This is a genomic window from Mesorhizobium sp. M1334 (assembly GCF_040317995.1).
Classification (GTDB): Bacteria; Pseudomonadota; Alphaproteobacteria; order Rhizobiales; family Rhizobiaceae; genus Mesorhizobium.
Genome location: NZ_JAMYLM010000009.1, coordinates 1 through 17,369, shown reverse-complemented (window position 1 = coordinate 17,369; position 17,369 = coordinate 1). Strand labels below are relative to the sequence as shown.

Annotated in this window: 20 protein-coding genes, 1 other RNA gene and 1 pseudogene; 10 read left to right on the top strand and 12 right to left on the bottom strand. The window is 61.7% G+C overall.

All coding sequences use genetic code 11. The annotated features are described in order from the left end of the window. Positions 1–5: 5 nt before the first annotated feature. From NKH17_RS17335 to NKH17_RS17320, 4 genes are all read right to left on the bottom strand, one after another. Positions 6–410, bottom strand: coding sequence for a type II toxin-antitoxin system HicB family antitoxin (locus NKH17_RS17335; RefSeq protein WP_254816428.1), 405 nt, complete (start codon positions 408–410; stop codon positions 6–8). A gap of 9 nt (positions 411–419) precedes the next feature. Next, complete coding sequence (locus NKH17_RS17330) at positions 420–614, bottom strand: type II toxin-antitoxin system HicA family toxin (RefSeq protein ID WP_126104508.1); 195 nt, start codon at positions 612–614, stop codon at positions 420–422. A 61-nt stretch (positions 615–675) separates the two neighbouring features. Then, positions 676–1,122, bottom strand: coding sequence for a GNAT family N-acetyltransferase (locus tag NKH17_RS17325; RefSeq protein WP_352900697.1), 447 nt, complete (start codon positions 1,120–1,122; stop codon positions 676–678). Between the two features lie 106 nt (positions 1,123–1,228). Continuing rightward, positions 1,229–2,068, bottom strand: a complete 840-nt coding sequence (locus tag NKH17_RS17320) for an AAA family ATPase (protein WP_352900694.1) — start codon at positions 2,066–2,068, stop codon at positions 1,229–1,231. Positions 2,069–2,243: 175 nt separating this feature from the next. Between NKH17_RS17320 and ssrS the strand changes: the two genes are divergently transcribed. The 4 genes from ssrS (at position 2,244) to NKH17_RS17300 (ending at position 4,864) form a co-directional block, all read left to right on the top strand. Next, positions 2,244–2,399: non-coding RNA, 6S RNA (ssrS, locus tag NKH17_RS17315), on the top strand. Between the two features lie 137 nt (positions 2,400–2,536). Next, positions 2,537–3,124: a 5-formyltetrahydrofolate cyclo-ligase gene (locus NKH17_RS17310; RefSeq protein WP_254816432.1), complete on the top strand. Its 588-nt coding sequence runs from the start codon at positions 2,537–2,539 to the stop codon at positions 3,122–3,124. Between the two features lie 80 nt (positions 3,125–3,204). Further along, positions 3,205–4,029, top strand: a complete 825-nt coding sequence (locus tag NKH17_RS17305; protein WP_023678036.1) for a TIGR00282 family metallophosphoesterase — start codon at positions 3,205–3,207, stop codon at positions 4,027–4,029. Between the two features lie 70 nt (positions 4,030–4,099). Then, complete coding sequence (locus tag NKH17_RS17300; protein WP_254816433.1) at positions 4,100–4,864, top strand: TerC family protein; 765 nt, start codon at positions 4,100–4,102, stop codon at positions 4,862–4,864. 21 nt (positions 4,865–4,885) lie between these two features. On the opposite strand, the gene NKH17_RS17295 is transcribed toward NKH17_RS17300, so the two are convergent. From NKH17_RS17295 to NKH17_RS17285, 3 genes are read right to left on the bottom strand one after another with little or no spacing between them, the layout of a single operon-like run. Continuing rightward, complete coding sequence (locus NKH17_RS17295) at positions 4,886–5,353, bottom strand: SRPBCC family protein (protein ID WP_352479625.1); 468 nt, start codon at positions 5,351–5,353, stop codon at positions 4,886–4,888. Between the two features lie 29 nt (positions 5,354–5,382). Next, the gene (locus NKH17_RS17290) at positions 5,383–5,745 is read right to left on the bottom strand and encodes a VOC family protein (protein WP_352479626.1); all 363 of its coding nucleotides are present in this window, start codon (positions 5,743–5,745) and stop codon (positions 5,383–5,385) included. Between the two features lie 17 nt (positions 5,746–5,762). Further along, positions 5,763–6,245 carry an SRPBCC domain-containing protein gene (locus tag NKH17_RS17285; protein WP_254816435.1) on the bottom strand — a complete coding sequence of 161 codons (483 nt, stop codon included), beginning with the start codon at positions 6,243–6,245 and terminating at the stop codon, positions 5,763–5,765. Between the two features lie 51 nt (positions 6,246–6,296). Between NKH17_RS17285 and NKH17_RS17280 the strand changes: the two genes are divergently transcribed. From NKH17_RS17280 to NKH17_RS17265, 4 genes are all read left to right on the top strand, one after another. Continuing rightward, positions 6,297–6,620 (top strand): ArsR/SmtB family transcription factor, encoded by a 324-nt coding sequence (locus NKH17_RS17280; protein ID WP_352479627.1) that lies wholly within the window; start codon positions 6,297–6,299, stop codon positions 6,618–6,620. Between the two features lie 234 nt (positions 6,621–6,854). After that, positions 6,855–7,604, top strand: coding sequence for a YebC/PmpR family DNA-binding transcriptional regulator (locus NKH17_RS17275; RefSeq protein WP_254816437.1), 750 nt, complete (start codon positions 6,855–6,857; stop codon positions 7,602–7,604). A 66-nt stretch (positions 7,605–7,670) separates the two neighbouring features. Next, positions 7,671–8,465, top strand: a complete 795-nt coding sequence (locus NKH17_RS17270) for an RDD family protein (protein WP_352900687.1) — start codon at positions 7,671–7,673, stop codon at positions 8,463–8,465. Next, entirely contained in the window at positions 8,462–8,773 is a 312-nt protein-coding gene (locus NKH17_RS17265) for an Rdx family protein (RefSeq protein ID WP_352479629.1), read from the top strand. The genes NKH17_RS17270 and NKH17_RS17265 overlap by 4 nt, the downstream gene beginning before the upstream one ends. Before the next feature lie 25 nt (positions 8,774–8,798). Here the strand turns inward: NKH17_RS17265 and NKH17_RS17260 are convergent, their stop codons facing one another. Both NKH17_RS17260 and NKH17_RS17255 read right to left on the bottom strand, forming a co-directional pair. After that, positions 8,799–9,278: an anthrone oxygenase family protein gene (locus NKH17_RS17260; protein ID WP_254816440.1), complete on the bottom strand. Its 480-nt coding sequence runs from the start codon at positions 9,276–9,278 to the stop codon at positions 8,799–8,801. Position 9,279: 1 nt separating this feature from the next. Next, positions 9,280–10,114, bottom strand: a pseudogene (locus NKH17_RS17255) (NAD(P)H-binding protein). Between the two features lie 111 nt (positions 10,115–10,225). On the opposite strand from NKH17_RS17255, the gene NKH17_RS17250 reads away from it, so the two are divergent. Then, positions 10,226–10,867: a TetR/AcrR family transcriptional regulator gene (locus NKH17_RS17250; RefSeq protein WP_352479630.1), complete on the top strand. Its 642-nt coding sequence runs from the start codon at positions 10,226–10,228 to the stop codon at positions 10,865–10,867. A 265-nt stretch (positions 10,868–11,132) separates the two neighbouring features. On the opposite strand, the gene rpmE is transcribed toward NKH17_RS17250, so the two are convergent. Beyond that, positions 11,133–11,354 (bottom strand): 50S ribosomal protein L31, encoded by a 222-nt coding sequence (gene rpmE / locus NKH17_RS17245; protein ID WP_006327661.1) that lies wholly within the window; start codon positions 11,352–11,354, stop codon positions 11,133–11,135. A 204-nt stretch (positions 11,355–11,558) separates the two neighbouring features. On the opposite strand from rpmE, the gene NKH17_RS17240 reads away from it, so the two are divergent. Continuing rightward, positions 11,559–13,361: an ABC transporter transmembrane domain-containing protein gene (locus NKH17_RS17240; protein WP_352900682.1), complete on the top strand. Its 1,803-nt coding sequence runs from the start codon at positions 11,559–11,561 to the stop codon at positions 13,359–13,361. Positions 13,362–13,386: 25 nt separating this feature from the next. On the opposite strand, the gene NKH17_RS17235 is transcribed toward NKH17_RS17240, so the two are convergent. Together NKH17_RS17235 and NKH17_RS17230 are read right to left on the bottom strand one after the other, a co-directional pair. Beyond that, positions 13,387–15,414 carry a DUF3857 domain-containing protein gene (locus NKH17_RS17235; RefSeq protein ID WP_352900680.1) on the bottom strand — a complete coding sequence of 676 codons (2,028 nt, stop codon included), beginning with the start codon at positions 15,412–15,414 and terminating at the stop codon, positions 13,387–13,389. Positions 15,415–15,620: 206 nt separating this feature from the next. Next, on the bottom strand, positions 15,621–17,105 hold the full coding sequence (locus NKH17_RS17230; protein WP_352900677.1) for a carboxypeptidase M32: 1,485 nt from the start codon (positions 17,103–17,105) through the stop codon (positions 15,621–15,623). Positions 17,106–17,369 lie beyond the last annotated feature (264 nt).

Sequence of the window (17,369 nt, the reverse complement as noted above, 5' to 3'; positions counted from 1 at the left end):
CAACTTTATCTGTGTCCCTCGATCTTCTCCCGTGCGGCGCTGGCGATAAAGGCGGAACGCGTCAGACCACGCCGACCCGCTTCTTCGTCGATTGCCGCCAAAAGACCTGCGTCGAGCGACAGATTGGCCCGGACAGGCCGTCCGGAATCGATCAGCACAGGGATCATCACGGCGGATTCACCGGCAGCGCTATCGACTTCGCCCAGTCGGAGCAGATCTGCCACAGTGCGCGCGGCGGGCAAGGGCAAGTTCTTCGCCATTCGTGTCTCTGCCCATTCGCGAACGGCAGAAGTCGCATCGGCTATCGCCTCTTCGGGACTTGCGCCACCGCCGTGACATCCGGGAAGATCAGGCACCCGCACTCCCCAGACTTCATCTGCGCCGTCAAGAATTCCGACATAGTGCGTCATGATTCGTCCTTAAATCCATCCAGCAAGCCGGGCGATCGACCGCGCAACACCCAGAGATTGTTCGCGATGCCGCGGCACAATGATCATGATCTCCGGCCTTTCCGGATGCTCGTACTTCTCGTGTTTGCCGCCGCCTACGTTCACCCAGCCGTCACGTAAAAGCCTCGTGACAATCTTGCGCGTGTTGGTCTCGATCAGCGGCACTGTCGCCCCTGATCATGCGCAATATATTGCGCACAGGTGATTATTTCAATCGTTGGCTTCATCATAGCAGATCATATTCGATAAAGCCGGTCCTGCGCGCCACGTGGTCGTAGAGCTTGCGTGCGGTGGTGTTGGTTTCGTGCGTCATCCAGTAGACGTTCTTGACGCCGATCTTGCCGGCTTCCTGCTTGACCGCTTCGATCAGGGCGGCGCCGACGCCCTTGCCGCGCACATCGGGGTCGGCGAACAGGTCCTGCAGGTAACAGTTATTTATCTGCGACCAGCAGGAGCGATGGTAGAGATAGTGCGTCAGGCCGACGGCCTTGCCTTCGAGGGTAGCGATGAAGCCTTTCGGCTCGAACTCGCCCGCCGTGAACAGCCGTTTCCAGGTGACGGCGTAAACCGCTTCCGGCAGCTTGGTTTCGTAGAAGGTGAGATAGGCGGTCCACAGGCGCCGCCAGTCGGCATGGTCGGATTGCGCAAGCGGGCGGACGGTGATCTCGGTCATTTCATTTCCCTCTGAACTCGGCAGCCCGAAGCTGCCTTCACGCCTCGCCGGCGGCAACGGTCCAGCGACGGGAAAGCGTTGTCCGGCGGCTTTCGTCGACCTCCCCTCACCCCTGCCGTCTCGCCATGAAGGCCAGGCGCTCGAACAGATGTACGTCCTGTTCATTCTTCAGCAACGCGCCGTGCAGCTTGGGCAACGCGTTCTTCGGGTCGGCGCGCAGGTCCTCGGGCGCGATGTCGTCGGCGACCAGCAGGCGGATCCAGTCGAGTGCCTCGGAGGTCGACGGCTTCTTCTTGAGGCCCGGCACATCGCGGATTTCATAGAATTGCGTGAGTGCGGCGCGCACCAGGTTCTGCTTGATGCCGGGATAGTGCACGTCGACAATTTTGTGCAGCGTCTCGACGTCGGGAAAGCGGATGTAGTGGAAGAAGCAGCGGCGCAGGAAGGCGTCCGGCAGCTCTTTTTCGTTGTTGGAGGTGATGATGACGATCGGCCGGACGGTGGCGCGGATGGTCTGGCCGGTCTCGTAGACAAAGAACTCCATCCTATCCAGTTCCTGCAACAGATCGTTGGGGAATTCGATATCGGCCTTGTCGATCTCGTCGATCAGAAGCACCACCTTCTTGCCGGCGGCGAAGGCGTCCCACAGCTTGCCGCGCTTGATGTAATTGCGGATGTCGTTGAAGCGCTCGTCGCCGAGCTGACTGTCGCGCAGCCGCGAGACGGCATCATATTCATAGAGGCCCTGCTGCGCCCGGGTGGTCGATTTGACGTGCCATTCGATCAAATCCAGGCCGAGCGCTGCCGCCACCTGACGGGCAAGTTCGGTCTTGCCGGTGCCGGGCTCGCCCTTGACCAGCAATGGCCGCTCAAGCGCGATCGCCGCGTTGACCGCCACCATCAGATCCTTGTCGGCAACATAGGCCGCCGTGCCTTCGAAACGCATTTTTGCTCCCGAGTTCATCGCGCGACCCTAAGGACGCGGCCTTCGCTGTGCAAGGCGTCGCTGGCGAAGCGGGGATCTACCGGCGCGGCCCTCGCCGAGGGGTTCTGCGTCGAATTACGCCTCGAAACATGTCGCCTCTCTGGCGCTTGGTCTGGCGTCAGCCTATATTGGGGATGACGGTCTGCGCTTCCCGGCAGGAGAACATTTTCCCCGGGGCCTTAATGATCCCTAGGGAGCTGTCCCTGGGAAGACCCGTGGGTTTTCTCATACGGCGCCCACCTACTTTGTAGGTTCCCGGGATCGCTCTCTCCACCGGTTGTGTGGATCGTCACCTATCGAAAAGGCCATCTGGCGGATCTTGTCGTCGCGCCGCTTTGTGCGGTGCTCACGAACGACAAGTTCGCCCCGCTCCTCCAAAACGTCGCTCGTAACACTCCATCCAAATCTGACCTTTTCTACCGTCGGCGCATGGCATCCCCAAAAGACCTGAAAAAAAATCTCCGCAACCAAGCCCTCGGGCGCCGCGATGCGCTCGATCCTTTCTGGCGTGTGGAGGCAGCACTCGAAATGGCCGAGACGGCGCGCGACCGGATCACGGTCGAGCCGGGCCAGATCGTCTCCGGTTTCTGGCCGATGCGCTCGGAAGTCGACGTCCGGCCGCTGATGTTTGCCCTGCGCGAGAAGGGCGCAAGGCTCTGCCTACCGGCCATCCTCGACAAGACCACCATCGTTTTTCGCGAACTGGTGCGCGGCGCGCCGATGATCGACATGGGTTTCGGCACAGTCGGGCCGCATGAGGAAGCCGAGGTGCTCGATCCGCAGCTTATGCTGGTGCCGCTTGCCGCCTTCGATGCGCGCGGGCACCGAATCGGGTACGGCGCAGGCTATTACGATCGGGCGATCGGGCGGCTGGCCGACAAGGGCCAGCAGCCGCGGCTGATCGGCATTGCCTTCGACTGCCAGGAGGTGGCCCTGGTGCCGGACGAGCCGCATGACGTGATCATTCCCGAAATACTCACCGAGAGCGGGTTGCGCCGGTTCGCGCCGAAATTGTAGATAAGTTCCTGGACGCATGGTCTTTTCCGAAAGTCATGCAGCTTTTGCTTCGCTGACCTTCGGTTCGGGATCGCGCTTATATGAGACTTCTCTTCCTCGGCGACATGGTCGGCAAGACAGGACGTACGGCGGTGTGGGAACAACTGCCCGGCCTGATCTCGGATTTCAAACTCGACTTCGTCATCGTCAATGGCGAGAACGCCGCCGGAGGCTTCGGCATCACCGAGGAGATTTTTCGCGAGACGATCTCGGCCGGCGCCGATGTCGTCACCACCGGCAACCATGTCTGGGACCAGCGCGATGCGCTGATTTTCGCGCCGCGCGAAGAACGCTTCCTGCGTCCGTCCAATTTCCCCAAGGGTACGCCGGGGCGCGGCTCAGGCGTCTATATCGCCAGGAACGGCGCGCGCGTGCTGGTCGCCAACATCATGGGTCGGGTGTTCATGCATCCCGAGCTAGACGATCCGTTCCAGGCCGGCGAGCGCGAACTTGCCGCTTGTCCGCTTGGCGAGCAGGCCGATGCAATCGTCATCGATTTCCATGCCGAGGCGACCTCGGAAAAAATGTGCTTCGCTCATTTCGTCGACGGCCGTGCCAGTCTTGTTGTCGGCACCCACACCCATCAGCCGACCGGCGATCACCAGATTCTCAATGGCGGCACCGGTTATATTTCCGATGCCGGCATGTGCGGCGATTACGATTCCTCGCTCGGCATGGACAAGGAGGAGCCGCTCAACCGGTTCTTGTCCAAAGTGCCGAAGGGACGCTTCGAGGCGTCGACGGGACCTGCGACATTGTGCGGTGTCGGCGTCGACATTTCCGACCGTAGCGGCCTGACCGAACGGATCGCGCCGTTTCGCCGCGGCCCGCGGCTCGAGGAAACGGCTCCATCCTTCTGGTCGTGACATTGATATAGACGCTTGCAATACCCAATTGCCGGCGAAACTGCTCTAGATCGTAGAGGGGACGACCTCCATGCAGCTAGTCGAATTCCTGGCGCCGCATTTCGCCTTTGTCTCCGACCCGACTGCGTGGGTCGCGCTGCTGACGCTGATCGTGCTGGAGGTCGTGCTCGGCATCGACAATCTGATCTTCATCTCGATCCTGACCAACAAATTGCCGGTAGCGCAGCGAGCCCGCGCCCGGCGGCTCGGCATCTCCGCCGCGCTGGTGATGCGGCTGATCCTGCTGGCCACCATCTCGATCATCGTCCAACTGACGACGCCTATATTCACCGCCTTCGGCCACGGGTTTTCATGGCGCGACCTGATCCTGATCGCCGGCGGCCTGTTTCTCGTCTGGAAGGCGACCAAGGAGATCCACCACACGGTCGATCTCGATGATCACCAGGACACCATGATGGGCGAGACGCTGCAGCTTTCGCTGGCCGGCGCGATTTTCCAGATATTGCTGCTCGACCTCGTCTTTTCGATCGACTCGATCATCACCGCCGTCGGCATGACCGACGAAATCGCGATCATGTACATCGCGGTGATCGTGGCGGTGAGCGTGATGATGCTGGCGGCCGGGCCGCTGGCCGATTTCATCGCCAAGAACCCCAGCATCGTCATGCTAGCGCTGGGCTTCCTGCTGATGATCGGCATGACCCTGATCGCCGACGGCATGGGTTATCATGTGCCGAAAGGCTATATCTACGCCGCCATGGGTTTTTCGGCCCTGGTCGAAGGGCTCAACATGCTGGCGCGGCGGCGGAAGAAGGCAAAGGGCGGCGGGCACTGAGGATGACCCACCGCGGCTGACCTAATGCCCCGGCACGCCTTTCGGATGGCGGTCGCCGATCAGGCCTAGCATCACGCCTTGCTCCAGCCACGCCTTGGCGCCGGCGAGCACCAGCGCAAAACCGCCGGTCGAATCGATCGCCTGCTTGACCTGCTCATCGAGGCTGCCGGCAAAGCCGAAATTGCGGACCTCGACAAAGGTCGTGGCGCCCGGCATCTCGGTAAAGGTCCACACCACCGTGGTCGGCGGATCGCTCCATTGCATCAAGATCTTCTTGTTTTCGACGATTTCACGGACATTGACCGTCGTCGAGACGCCATACATGCGCCATTCCCAATGGATTTCCTTGCCGCTGTCCAACCTGTCGCTGCCATGGGTGAACCAGAACTTCGTCGTGATCGCCGGATCGACGAAGGCTTCGAATACGTCGGCGACCGGCCGCCTTATCAGCATGCCGGCTTCGGCGGTCGGTGTTTCGCGGATTTCCATATCGTCCTCCTTTCCACGGTGCCGCCTGTTCACCAGGCATCGGGTTCGCGCACCAGGTGAATGATGTCGGCCGGGTTGGTGATCCAGCCGCCGCGAAAGCCTTCACCCAGTGCCTCGATGGCGTCGCAGCGCACGACACCGGCCTTGGCGAGATGCTCCGCTGCGGCCGGAAAATCATCGGTGAACAGTTCCAGCCAGATCTCGGCCTGGCTCATCATCGGCGCCTCGTCGATCCACAGTCGATTGGGACCGAGTTCGAAGCCGACGGCCGGCGGTTTGGCCGTGAATGGCTTCAGGCCGATGACGTCGCGATAGAAGGCGATCGTTGCCTGGTATTGATGCGGCGGGACTTTCATCGCGATGTTGATGCCGCCGGTGATCTTCGCGGTCATTCTTACTCCATTTGCTCTCAGATGTTGTTCTCGTTGGCCGGCTCGCCCTTCATCTCGCTGCGGTAATAGCCGTCGCGCAGATTGATGCCGTATTCGACATAGGCCTTCATGCAGGCCAGCATCTGCGACCAGCCCTCGCAATTGAGGTAGGATTTCTTCAGGCCGACCGCGTCCTCGTGCCAGCCGGTTTCGGCGATGGTGACGAAGGTACCGCCGTCGTCGAGCGGCTCGAAATTCATCTCGATGCGGGTCTTGTAGGCGGGCTCGCCGTCGGCGTCGGTCGCATCCCAGCGCAGCACGATGCGGCTGTCTTTCTCCACCTTGTCGACCTCCACGGGAACCTTGCCCCACCAGATGACGGTGGCGCCCGCCAGCAGCGGTGCGCTGGCGCCGCCGATCGTGGTGAAGTAGCCGCTGAGCTTCTTCGGATTGACGACCGCATCGAAGACTTCTGCGACGGGTTTGCCGATGCGGCCAGAAACCCTGAATCCAAGAGACATATCCACAGCTCCTTCCTTGAATGCAACGGCATTATGTTATAAAAACATAACATGTCAAGCACGGCGCAGGACGACAATGTTTTCAAGGCGCTGGCGCATCCGCGCCGGCGTGCGTTGCTGGACCGGCTGAAGGATGCGCCGCAGACCACCGGCATGCTGTGCGATGCCTTCCCAGACATGGACCGCTGCACGGTCATGCTGCATCTGAAGGTGCTGGAGGAGGCCGACCTGGTCGTGGTGCGCCGCGAGGGGCGCGAACGCTGGAACCATCTCAACGCGCTGCCGATCAAGCACATCCACGACCGCTGGATCAGTCAATATGCCACGCAGGCGATCAGCATCCTCGACCGGCTGAAATCCGATCTTGAGGGATGAAAGGTTGCCGAAGCCTGCCACTTTCGGGCCTTGAGCCCCTTGCGTGTCCGACGCAATGGCGCGGCTGGACGAATTGAGCCGATTTATCTATAAGCCGGCCATTCCGACAGAGAGCGCCGTACGTCCGTCCGGACGCAGCAGGACGTTCTGAAATTTTGAATTCGAGCATTTTGCAAGGCGCCGGGTGGTTCACCAGGCCGCAGATGCTCTAGCCGAGAAAACGACAGGGGTGCCATGGCTGGCCATTCACAGTTCAAGAACATCATGCATCGCAAGGGCCGCCAGGATGCGGTGCGATCGAAAATGTTTTCCAAGCTGGCGCGCGAAATCACCGTCGCCGCCAAGAGCGGCACGCCTGATCCATCGATGAACCCGCGCCTGCGCCTTGCGGTGCAGAACGCCAAGGCGGTGTCGATGCCGAAGGACAACATCCAGCGGGCCATCAACAAGGCGTCGATGGGCGATGCCGAGACCTACGAAGCCGTTCGCTACGAGGGTTACGGGCCAGGCGGCGTCGCGCTGATCGTCGAGGTGCTGACCGACAACCGCAACCGCTCGGCGTCGAATGTGCGCGCTGCCTTCACCAAAGCCGGCGGGGCGATGGGCGAGACCGGCTCGGTTTCGTTCATGTGGGACCGCGTCGGCGAGATCTACTATCCGGCATCGGCCGGCAGCGCCGAAAAGGTGATGGACGCAGCGATCGAGGCCGGCGCCGACGATGTCCAGTCGGACGAGGAAGGCCACACGATCTATTGCGCCTTCGAGAATCTCGGCGAAGTGTCGAAGGCGCTGGAAGGCGCACTCGGCGAGGCTGAATCGGTGAAGCCGATCTGGAAGCCGCAGACCAATATCGCGGTCGACGAGGAGCGGGCACAATCGCTGATGAAGCTGGTCGCGACGCTCGAAGACGACGACGACGTGCAGAGCGTCTACGCCAATTTCGAGGTCGACGAGGAGACCTTGGCGAAGCTCAGCGCGGCGTAAGTTGAGAACGCCGCGCATCGACCACGTATCTTTCTTCTAGAGCTGTCAGTTACTGATGGGGGACGGATGACTGACACTGACGAGGCTCGTTTTTCTGACGCGATGTCCTGGCCTCGCCGGGGTGGCATATGGCGCCGGCTGTTCGCTTCGATCATCGACTATCTTATCGTCCTGATACCTCTTTACGCACTTGTAGCGGGTTTGTTTCTGCTAACTGACGGCGGAGTCAAAGGCAGCTTTTGGTTGAACTGGAGACTATGTCAGGCGGCTACGTTAAACGGAGCAAGTGATCCATCATTTGCCCGTTACGATTGGCAGATATGCAGAACGTCGCTGTTCGGTATGACGGTCGCCGAATGGGCCCTGGGAACGGCTTCGGGCTCACAGTCTGAAGGAAATCCCTCCATCTCATTTGATTTGGATTCGCAGGGCAATATCCGACCGGCAGCATTGGATCTGGGTTTCCTCGAACTGGTCGTTCTCGCGTCTTATCTCTTTGTCATGGAGTTGACCTCTGGCCAGCCAATCGGCAAGCGGTTCGCGGCGCTCATAGTGCATGACCAGGATGACAAAAATAGAATCGGACTACCCGTACGAAAGGCTGTTCGGCGGCAGGGAATGAAATTTCTCGGCGCTTTGCCCATAATGTTCATGGGAGGGTGGTACACTGTTCAGGCTTGGGGCAGCGCTCCTGGGGTCGCGCAGGACTTCTCCCGGCTGGAGATTGTCGGTGCATACGCCGCGTTGGTCTTGGTTATGGTCTGGCCGATCTGGATCGCAATATCCATAACTCTTGGCAACGACCCGATACACGATCGATTTGCCGTAACCACAGTTCGCGCAGATGAGACCGAGACATGAACGTGTCAGACAGAGCCCGCGTCCGCATCACCTATTGCACCCAGTGCCTGTGGCTGCTCAGGGCCAGCTGGATGGCGCAGGAGCTGCTGTCGACCTTCGGCACCGATCTGGGCGAAGTGACGCTGGTGCCCGGCACCGGCGGCATCTTCACCATTTCCTGCAATGACACGCTGGTCTGGGACCGCAAGCGGGACGGCGGTTTCCCCGACGCCGCAAAGCTCAAGCAACTGGTTCGCGACGTCATCGATCCGGATCGCGATCTGGGCCATGCCGACCGCAAGGGCGATAAGTCAAAAGACCCTGCCTGAGGCCTTTTACACTTCCGTCCTGCATTCACCGCCAGGCGAAGATGAAGCAGCCCAGCGCCACGATGGCGGTGATGGTGCGGACATGGTTCCACATCACCCAGTCCCTGAGATAAGTGGCCCATACTGCAGCGCCGTTGGCGCTTGTCGGATCGACGGCGGCCAGGGCGTTGTTGAGCGGCACGTTGAACATCATCGTCACGATCGGGTTGCCGACGAGGTAGATCAGGGCGCCGGCGAGGAGCCAGAATGCACCCGGTTGGCTCCAGCCGATAAGAGCGCCGGCGGCAAGGACAAGACAGACCAGCCCGGTGCCGAAAAGCGCGGTCATGAATGCCGGCGTAATCACGGTGATGTTGATCGAATTCATGGCGGCGATGCCGCCTCCGGCAGGCAAGCGGCCGAGCGCCGGCATGATAAAGTTGGAGAAGGCGAAGAAAACGCCGCCGACAACGCCTGAGCCAATGGCAGCGACGAAAGTGAGGGTGGGAAGCAGTTTCATGATCATGTCAGTTGCTCCAGATGCCGGTTGAGGCGGTTTCGGTTGCGTAGGCGGAAAAGTCCTTTGGGGCACGGCCGAGCACGCGCTCGACGCCGTCTGTCAGCGACTCGTTGCGGCCGTCGAGGACTTCGGTGAACAGCTCGTTGAGCAGCCACGCGAACTCGGCCGGCAACTCATGCTCGGCGATGGCGGCGGTGAACTCGGCGTGTGAAATCCGCTTGAAACGAATGTCGCGGCCGACGGCCCTGCCGATCTCGGCGACCGCGTCGGCGAAGCTCAGCAGCCGCGGCCCGGCCAACTCGTAGAGCTGGCCGATATGGCCCTGCCGGGTTAGTACGGCAAAGGCGGCGTCCGCGATATCGTCGGCATCGACGAATGGCTCACCGACATTGCCGACCGGCAACGCCACCTCGCCCTCGCGCAGGGCATCCACGAGAAACCCCTCACTGAAGTTCTGGGAAAACCAGGCGCAGCGCAGGATCGTCCCAATCGGCGCCTGAGGCTTTCAGCATCTCTTCGGCACGTTGCGCTTCCGGTTCGCCGCGCCCCGACAGCAGCACCAGCCGGTGCACACCACACTGCACGGCAAGGCGAGAGAAGGCGCCGACCGTGTCGGCCGCGCCGGGCACCGCAAGATCAGGATAGTAGCTGATGTAGACGGCGCCGACACCATCAAGCACGGGTTCACAAGTGGTTTTATTTTCCCAGTCGAAGGGTGGCGTGCCCGAGCGCGAGCCTATCCGTACCTGCAGGCCCCGCGCCGTCAGCCGCTCGGCGAGGCGACGGCCGGTCTTGCCGGTGCCGCCGAGGATCAAAGTTGGTCTCGTTACAGTAGGGTTCATGCCCATTTTCCTCAGTTTGAAATGTGAGTAATCCTCACATTTGCAGAACGTGATAAACCCTCGTATTTTGCGAGTCAAGCCAATTTGTTGATTGTTCGTCGGGAGACAGTGATGGAAGGCTCTGCCGTATCGGATTCACAGGACGGCCAGATCGCATCGCCGCGCCGGGCACCGAGCCAGCAGCGCAGCCGCGAGCGGGTCGAGCGGATGCTGGCCGCCGCCTCGGCGCTGATCGCCGAGCAAGGCAGCGACGCCATGCGCATGGGAGAGGTGGCCGAGAGGGCCGGCGTGTCGATCGGCTCGCTCTACCAGTTCTTCCCGGACAAGCGGGCGATCATCTGGGCACTGGCCGAGCGCTACACCGCGGAAAGCCAGGCCTGCATTGCCGCGGCACTGGCGGAGGTCAATGACGCCGAAGGCCTGCGCCGGGCATTTTCGGAACTGGTGGATATCTACTACGGAATGTTCCTGGCCGAGCCGGTGATGCGCGACATCTGGTCGGGGACACAGGCCGACAAAGCATTGCGCGAGCTTGAGCTTGCCGACAGCCGGGCCAACGCCGAATTCCTCACTGCGGTGCTGAAAAGACTGCGGCCGTCTGCCGATCCGGCGGCACTGGAAGCGACGGCGTTTCTCATCTGGCAGATGGGCGAAGCGGCCATGCGGCTGGCGATCTCGGTCGGGCGAGAAGAAGGCGACAGGCTGGTTGCCGCTTACAAGCGAATGGCGCTGCGCGAGCTGGTGGACGGGTAGGCCGCCGTCCTCGTAGGACAGGCCGTTAGGTGGTGGCGATCAACTGCGGAAGCGGGGCGCTGCCCCTTCATCTGCCTGCCGGCACCTTCTCCCCGTTAGTGACGGGAGAGGGGGAACTCCAGCGCCGGCGACCCCACTTCCCGTTCTTCACGGGGAGAGGGTAAGGGTGAGGGGCAACACCAAACCTGAGATGATTGCCGCTGAGGCCCAATCAATAAAAAACCCGCCACGAGGGCGGGTTTCTCGATCAGCGAAACGCCAGTGCTTAGAGGCCGAAACCTTCGAAACGCTTCTTGAACTTCGACAGGCGGCCACCGCGGTCGAGCAGGGTCTGCTGGCCGCCGGTCCAGGCCGGATGAGTGGTCGGGTCGATATCGAGGTTCATCGTATCGCCTTCCTTGCCCCAGGTCGAACGGGTCATGTATTCGGTGCCGTCGGTCATGACGACCTTGATGGTGTGATAGTCGGGATGGATGTCGGTCTTCATGGTTCTGTTCCTGGCTGCCGGATGCTGCCGACGGGCTGAAGCCTGCGTCGAAGCGCCCCTTTTTAAAACTCGAAGCCGCAGCTAATAAGGAGCCACGGCTTCTAAAACGGTCGGCGAGCCTATACATCAGCCGGAATTGAATCACAAGGCCGCGGCAAGCGCATATTGATGGCGCAAACCTCAAAGGGCCAAAGGAAACGGGTCATGGCGAACATCAGCGGCGATGCAGACGAGCGCAGGCGCTCGCTGAGGCCGCTGCAGCGCCTGTTTCCCTATATCATGCATTACCGCAAAATGGTCATCGGCGCGATCGTTTCGCTGGCCGTGGCGGCGGCGACGACGCTGGCGCTGCCGCTGGCCGTGCGGCGGATGATAGATCACGGCTTTTCCGCTTCCGATTCCAGCTTCATTGCCGAATATTTCGCCATGCTGGTGGTGATGGCCGCCGTGCTGGCGGCGGCGTCCGCCAGCCGCTACTATTTCGTCATCACGCTCGGCGAGCGCGTCGTTGCCGATATCCGCCGCGATGTCTTTGCCCATGTCACCACGTTGTCTCCATCCTTCTTCGATACCGCCCAGTCGGGCGAGATCGTCTCGCGGCTCTCCGCCGACACGACGCAGGTCAAATCGGCCGTCGGTGCTACCGCCTCGGTGGCTTTGCGCAACGTCATTCTTGGCCTCGGCGCCGTGGCGATGATGGTCTTCACCAGCCCAAAACTGTCCGGCCTGGTCATCGCGGCCATTCCGCTAATCGTGCTGCCGCTAGTCGCCTTCGGCCGCTCGGTGCGGCGCAAGTCACGGCTGGCGCAGGATACTCTGGCCAATGCCACCGCCTACGCCAGCGAGCAGATCGGCGCGGTGCGCACCCTGCAGGCCTTCACCAACGAGAAGCTTGTAACCGGGTATTTTTCATCCGCCGTGGAAGCAGCGTTCGAAGCGGCGCGGGCCTCGATCTTTGCCCGCTCCTTTCTCACCTTCTTCGCCATCTTCATGATCTTTTCGTCGGTCGTGGCGGTGCTATGGTTCGGTTCGCGCGACGTGCTCGACGGGACGCTGTCGCCGGGCACGCTTGGCCAATTCCTGCTCTATTCGGTGTTCGCCGCCGGCGCCCTCGGCGCCCTGTCGGAAGTCTGGGGCGAACTGTCCCAGGCAGCGGGCGCCGCCGAACGGCTGACCGAGATCCTGGCCGAGAAACCCGGGATCCAGGCGCCCGCCGATCCGAAGCCGCTGCCGGCAAAGGCGAGAGGCGCGGTCAGCTTCGACGATGTCTCCTTCTCCTATCCGGCCCGACCCGACCGCGCCGCCGTCCATGGCCTGAGCTTTCAGGTCAAACCCGGTGAGACGGTGGCGATCGTCGGGCCATCCGGCGCCGGCAAGAGCACGGTGTTTTCGCTGCTTCTGCGCTTCTACGATCCGGAGGCCGGCAGGATCGTCATCGACGGGATCGATCTGCGCGAGGCCGATCCGGCCGCGATCCGCGCGCGCATCGCCATCGTGCCGCAGGACGTCACCATTTTTGCGGCGAGCGCGCGCGACAATATCGGCTTTGGCCGGCCCGGTGCCAGCCAGGCCGAGATCGAGGCGGCGGCGAAGGACGCGCTTGCCGACGAGTTCATCCTGAAGCTCGAAAAAGGCTATGACAGCCAGGTCGGCGAGCGCGGCGTGACGCTGTCGGGCGGCCAGCGCCAGCGCGTGGCGATCGCCCGCGCCATTCTGCGCGATGCGCCGATCCTTCTGCTCGACGAGGCGACCTCGGCACTCGATGCCGAAAGCGAGACGCTGGTGCAGACGGCGCTGGACCGGCTGATGCAGGGCCGCACCACGATCGTCATCGCCCATCGGCTGGCAACCGTGCTGAAGGCCGATCGCATCCTGGTCATGGATGGCGGCCGCATCGTCGAGGAAGGCACACATCAGAGCCTGGTCGCCAAGGGCGGCATCTATGCGCGGCTGGCCAAGCTGCAGTTCGATACCGGTGCGAATGCTTTCAGGGGCGCGGCCGAGTAGGTCTGCCCGCGACGGCCGGGATTCTTCAGCTACCGAAAGCTCGGCGTTTGCCGCGTCGATAGACGATGAAGAGGGGAACGCCGACAAGCAACGACAACAAAAGCATGCTGGCGACGGTCTGTCGCTGCTCCTTTGCCGGATCGCTGAGCTGCACATCGGCAGGCGGCTCTTCATAGGTAAAATCGTACTGCCAGCGAATTTGGTCTGCGACCTCATCGACGGTTTTCAGATAATCGGCAATCGCCTTGGCCGGCACTTCACTTGCCAGCGTCTGAAAGTTCCATTCAAGTTGAAATTCGGTGGGCGTGTTGGACCAGGACGCCTTGAGAGACAGGTAGGGAGTCACGACGTTTTTCATCGATTCGCCGGAAAACCTCGCCTTGAGGTTGCGCACGGTCACCTTGTGGCGGCGGTAGAACTGGGAGCCGAGGGAGACGGGCCCGGTTCGGTCGACGATTGTCGGGGTTGGAAGAGAGTTGTTGCCGAGATCGGCCGCGCGGATCGGGAAATTCTTTGCCAGATCGTTGGCCGCCAGCGCCTCCGCCGGCAAGCGATAACTTTCCTTCACACTCACTATGTTGCCGTCGCGGCGATCCACGATTTCCGGCTTGGCGATGGTTTGGATGCCGGGATATTGCTTGTTGTAGTATTTCAGGTAGGCGTCCGACACCTCGCTCAGCGACCGGCTGGCGAAATTGCCGCGCATCCAATCGGCATCGGCGTCCTCATATGTCGAGAAGACCGTCAGTACCAGAGGATCGCCCGGTTTGCGCGGAAAGTCGAATTCCTCGACGATCTGGATCGATGGGCTGGTGAGCACAGGGCTCGGCATCTTCTCCAACCCGCCGGTGCTGGAAAGCGGCAGCGCGAAGCCGTAGTCCGGCTGTGCGAGATTGTGCGCCCTGCCGCCCTGAAGATAGTTCGTGGCGTCCAGCCAATATGTCTTTGCTCCGATCCTTGCCTTGACTATGGCATGGTCGAAATCGCGAAGCGCCGGCAGATGCTGCTCCAGGGCCCGTCCCTCGTCGAGATCGGCCAAGGCGACCTCGGCAGCAATGCCAAGCCGCACAAGCGACGAGACCAGCAGCAGGGCCTTGTCCTTGCAGTCACCGAACCCGCTCAGGATGACCGTCGCTGGATCACGCGGAACGTAGGAACCGGCACCCATCGACAGGCTTACATAGCGGATCTGGTCCTGCACCAACCGCATTGCCTCGACCATTCGGTCCTCCGGCACCGGATGTCGCAGAGCGATGTCGTCGAGCTTTGCGGCAAAAGCCGGGGGAAAAGTGGTCGCTGGCTTGTAATAGGGCGCAACGGCATCGACCACGCTTTGCCAATTCGCGGTAGACGCGACATCGATGGAGCCCCAGCCTGGATAGGTCACGGGCAGGTTATCCTCGACATTGACCGGTTTCGGGTTTGGAATCTCCCATAGATAGGTGGTGTCCGGCCCAGTCGGGGAGATTGAGGGCTTAAGTCGGGTTCCCCTTGTCTTGATCTGGAGCGGCTGGCCCGAAGGCCAAATGATGCTTGTGCGGAGAAGCGCTACCGGCTCTTCCCATTCGGTGGAGAAATTCTTGAAGAAAAGGTCCTTGCCGACCAGCGGTGTTACTTCGTAGGTCGACCCGTAATCGACGATGTCGCCGGCACGCACGTCATCGATGTTGACATGTGCAGTCAGCCAGCCGTCGAAGACGCCTTTCTCGGCGTCTCTTTCCCTGCGGAAGATGTCGAATTCGACGCCTTCCAGCCGGTCCAGAACGGCGCCATCGCGGATGATGTGAAGATGGTTGAGCGTGACCTTGTGCCGGGACGGATCGAACTGCAGATCGATACTCGCGCCACGGTCCAGGCCGGGACGGTCGACGATTTTATAGACGGTGCGCGAGTACTCGACATAGCCGCCGGCGCGATGCTTGATCTGGTCGTCCGAGAGCAGCCATGAAACGCCATTCTTGATTTGATCCGATCGGGCGGGATCGGCAGCCGGAATATCAAGCTGCTTTACCCAGCTTTCTGCCGGACCCTTGAAAACCATGTCGTCGGACATGGCCGGAGAACTCAGACCGATCAATAAGATGAAAAATACCAAGCGGGGCCAGAAAGACTTCACCCTATGAAAACTGTAACAGGCAGACATCTACGCTCGCCCAACTTGGAAGAACTCCTTTTTCAGAGGCTTTCCCACCAAAGTAAAGGCCAGTTTCGCGGATTTCCGCGGTCACCGCGGCAAGAACCTGGAATAGATGAAGCGGCTCAGTTCCCGTACCGCTTCTTCAGGTGATCGGTGAAATGCGCGGCATTGAGCTTTTCGCCGGTGGCGCGTTCGAGCAGTTCCGGCGTCGACCAGCGCGAGCCTTGCGACCAGATCCTTTTGCGGCGCCAGTCGTTGATCGCGGCGAAATCGCCCTTGGCGAGGTCTTCGTCGGCTGAAGGATGATCTCTGGTCAGCGCCGCCCATTGCTGCGCCGCCATCATGGCGCCGAGCGTGTAGGAGGGGAAATAGCCGAAGGCGGCACCCGGCCAGTGGACGTCCTGCATCGGACCATCAGCCGGATTGTCTGATGTCGACAGGCCGAGATAATCGCGCATTTTGGCATCCCAGGCCTCGGGCAGGTCTGCTGCTTCCAGCCGTCCCGAGACAAGCTCCTGCTCCAGTTCGTAGCGCAGGATGACATGCAGCGGATAGGTGACCTCGTCGGCATCGACGCGGATCAGGCCGCGCTCGACCCGGTGCACATGCGGCAGGATGTCGTCGATCGTCCACCTCTCACCAAGGTGTCTTTCGACCACCGGCAGCGCCCAGCGCCAGAATTCTGGATTGCGGCCGATCTGCTTTTCTACGAACAGGCTCTGGCTTTCATGCATCGCCATGCCGCGCGCTTTGCCGAGCGGCCAGTGCGCCCAGGCCTTCGGCAGGTTCTGCTCGTACAGCGCATGGCCGGTCTCGTGCAGCACGCCCATCAGCGCCGACAGGAAATCCGAGGTCTTGTAGCGGGTGGTGATGCGCACGTCGCTCGGCACCCCGCCGCAGAACGGATGGTGCGAAACCGACAGCGAGCCGTGGGTGAGGTTGAAGCCGACTGCCGCCATCATGGCGAGGCCGAGCTCGCGCTGCTTGTCCAAGGGGTAGCTGCCGGAAAGCGGCTGCAGCGGATGTTTCGCCAGCCGCTCTTCCTGCACGGCCAGTGCCTCCGGTACGAAGCCTTTCAGGAAGGCCTTCAACTCGGCAAACATAGGCGTGATGTCGGCGGTGCGATTGCCCGGGTCATATTGCTCCATCAGCGCGTCGTAAGGCTCGAGCCCGAGTACCTCGGCGCGAAGTGCCGCCTCCTCGCGGACCAGCGCCACGACGCCTTCCAGCGCCGGCAGGAACCCGGCCCAGTCGTTCTTGGCGCGCAGGTCGCGCCAGAGCTGCTCGGAGCGCATGCGCGCGGTCGTCTGGCGCTCGACGAACTCGACCGGCAGGCAGGTCAGGTTGGTGTATTGCCGGCGGAATTCCCTGACCGCGGCCTGCTGCTCTTCGTTCAGCGCTTCCTGCTCGGCCGCCGCGATCCAATCGGCAATCTCCGGCGCAGTCGCCCGGGCATGGTGCATGCCGGCAAGCGCCGACATTGCCTCCGCGCGCTTCTCGCCGCCGCCGACCGCCATATGGGTCGCTTCATCGGCGCCGAGGATGGCGAGGGCGTGTTCCAGTGCTTCGAGCTTGTGGCCGAGGTCGTCGAGTTTTTGAAAGGACATTGTGGGTTCCGCTGATTTGACGGCGAGAAAAGATATCAATGCAAAACTGTTGGCAACCCCGAAAGCCGCCCGCGACCGACGCGTTGAATGCCGGCCGCAACGGCCGGTTTCCAGTTCAAAGCCTTCGTCCGGGTCTGCGTCGCGGGCGCCCCGCGATTTTTAGGGGGGGGCGCGGCGGGGGGTATTGCAGTTTTTACCACCCGCCCCGCGCGGGGGGGGGGTGATTGCGCTGGGGGGGGGGGGGGCCGGTGTCCCCTAGCGCCG